This window comes from Mesorhizobium sp. M7A.F.Ca.US.002.01.1.1, assembly GCF_004022955.1.
Taxonomy (GTDB): Bacteria; Pseudomonadota; Alphaproteobacteria; order Rhizobiales; family Rhizobiaceae; genus Mesorhizobium; species Mesorhizobium ciceri.
Map to the genome: position 1 here is coordinate 1 of NZ_RZQE01000706.1, position 2264 is coordinate 2264.

Annotated in this window: 2 protein-coding genes and 1 pseudogene; all 3 read right to left on the reverse strand. The window is 60.8% G+C overall.

The features are described 5' to 3' along the window. Nucleotides 1-272, reverse strand: a pseudogene (locus EN932_RS34375) (MarR family transcriptional regulator); the annotation flags it as partial. Between the two features lie 237 nt (nucleotides 273-509). After that, nucleotides 510-932, reverse strand: coding sequence for a DUF6163 family protein (locus EN932_RS34380; RefSeq protein WP_013532255.1), 423 nt, complete (start codon nucleotides 930-932; stop codon nucleotides 510-512). Beyond that, complete coding sequence (locus EN932_RS34385; protein WP_013532256.1) at nucleotides 929-1972, reverse strand: enoyl-CoA hydratase/isomerase family protein; 1044 nt, start codon at nucleotides 1970-1972, stop codon at nucleotides 929-931. The genes EN932_RS34380 and EN932_RS34385 overlap by 4 nt, the downstream gene beginning before the upstream one ends. Nucleotides 1973-2264 lie beyond the last annotated feature (292 nt).

The following is a 2264-nucleotide window of genomic DNA, read 5'->3' on the forward strand; positions in this document are numbered from 1 at the left end:
GGATTGAAGGAGACGTTCGAGCCGAGAGAGTAGCCTCGCGAGCTCAGGTCGCCGGCGGTCAGTTCGGAATTGCCGATGTTGAACAGCAGCAGTGCCTGGATGGCATTGATGTCGGAACGGCCGTTGCGGTCGAATTCGTCTTTGATCACATCAAGCAGGCGGCGGTGCAGCCGTTCAACAAGCTGCAGCGATTCCATGTACAGGGAACGGATAGCCTCACGGCGATCGTCGGATACGTTGGCGGTCTTCGCCGCCGGACGCGAATTGATCATTGTCTTTGCCTCTCGTTTGTCGCCCTGGTGATTTTTTGTTTTTCACCTTGATCGCGACACTATCGAATACTCATAAAATTCGACTTAAACGCTAGGGCTAACAAGAGCTTACCGGTAAGGGGTTTCGGAAGAGGCTTAACGAACGGTCACCCGAGCAAGGATAATTAACCTAAAGATTTCGGCAACGATTGCAGGGCTCATTCGAGGCGACAGCCGGGCCGCCAATGGGTTCACGGCTTAGTGGCGGACCGGGCGCTTCTGCAGGTAGATGACGACGCGAAAGACGATATAGAGCACCGCCACCGCCGCATGCGAGACGACAATCAGCAAGCGGTGGCCGAACAACTCGGGAAAGCCGGCGTACATGACCGTCTCGGTCACCGCGCAAATGAACCATATCACCGGGCCCCAGGACGCCAGCATCCACAGGCCGGCAGCGGCAAAGGGAAAGAACACGGCGAGCACCACCGCCGCGACCTGCCAGTGCACGGGCATCAGGTCGAAACGCCACAGTGTGCCCGGATAAAAGCCGATCAGCTTGATCCAGTAGAGAATGCCGAACAGCAGGCAGTAGCCCGATATGACGCGCTGGAACCAGGCGAAGATCACCTCCACCCCGGAGGGCTGCAGAACGATGCGCCTTGAGGTCACCTCGCTCATATCAGGAGTTCCCGTTCGCCGAGCGGAGCGAAATAGGCATCGACATCCGCTTCGCTGACCGCAGCGAGGCTTGCCGGCCGCCATTGCGGCTTCGAGCCCTTGTCGATGATGGCAGCGCGGATGCCTTCGTAGAAATCATGGCCGGCGAGCATCCGGTTGAGGATGCGGAACTCCATCTTCATGCAGGCTTCCATGGACAGCGTCAGTCCGGCGCTGATCTGCCGCCAGGCGACGCGCAGGCTAGTCGGCGAGCGGGTGCGGATCGTCGCCAGCGTCTTTGCCGCGAACTCATCGGCGGCGGCCGCACGCTCGAGGCTGTCGATGACGCGGTTCAGGGACGGTTGCGAAAAATGACGGACAATCGCCTCCAGCGTCGGCCTGTCGGTTTCTCGCCTTGCCTGCACGAAGAAGCCGCGCAGCACCGATTCCGGATCGCCGGTCAACGCCAGCCGGTCGAGGAAGCCAGCCTGGTCCTCGGCCTTGATGGTATGGGTGGCCAGCCCAGACCACAGCGCATCGCCATATCGAATGCGATTGCCGGTCAGCGCCAGATACATGCCGAAGGAGCCGCCGAGATCGGGCAGCAGGTGGCTGGCGCCAACATCCGGAAAGAAGCCGATGCCGACTTCCGGCATGGCAAACTGGGCATTCTCGGTCATCACCCGGTGCGAGCCGTGGAAGGAGATGCCGACGCCGCCACCCATGACGATACCGTCGATCAGGGCGACATAGGGCTTCTTGTAGCTGTTGATGCGGGCGTTGAGCCGGTATTCGTCGGCGAAGAACTCGACCGGCGGTTTTCCCGCCCGACCTGTCTCATAGACATGCAGGATATCGCCGCCGGCCGAAAAGGCCCTGCCCTCTGCCTTGACGACGATGACGTCGATGCCCTGGTCGGCCTCCCAGGCGGAAAGAGCGGCGTCGAGCGCCCCGATCATGCGGTGCGTCAAGGCATTGAGCGCCTGCGGCCGCGTCAAGGTGACGACGCCGGCCCGGCCCAGATGTTCGAAGCGGATCTCGTCGCCTCCGCCAAAATCCATCGTGAAAGAATCCCTCTCCCGGCCGCCGGGACTGAAGTGCTAAAGCGTGGCGCATGGGTGCGTCAATGGCGAGGACACCGGTGCAAGCTCTGGCCCGGACCAGGAGCCAGTGCTAAAAATGGAGCTGCAATACGGAAAACTGGGTAGAGTTCATTGCAGCGTACCTGGTGGGTCTTCGAACGGGACGATTGTTTATGACTCGATTTTCGCACCTTGCGCCGGTGGCAATCGGGCTGAGCCTCTGCTTGGCTGTTCACCCGGTCATGGCGGGGACTTTGGAAGACCTCTACAG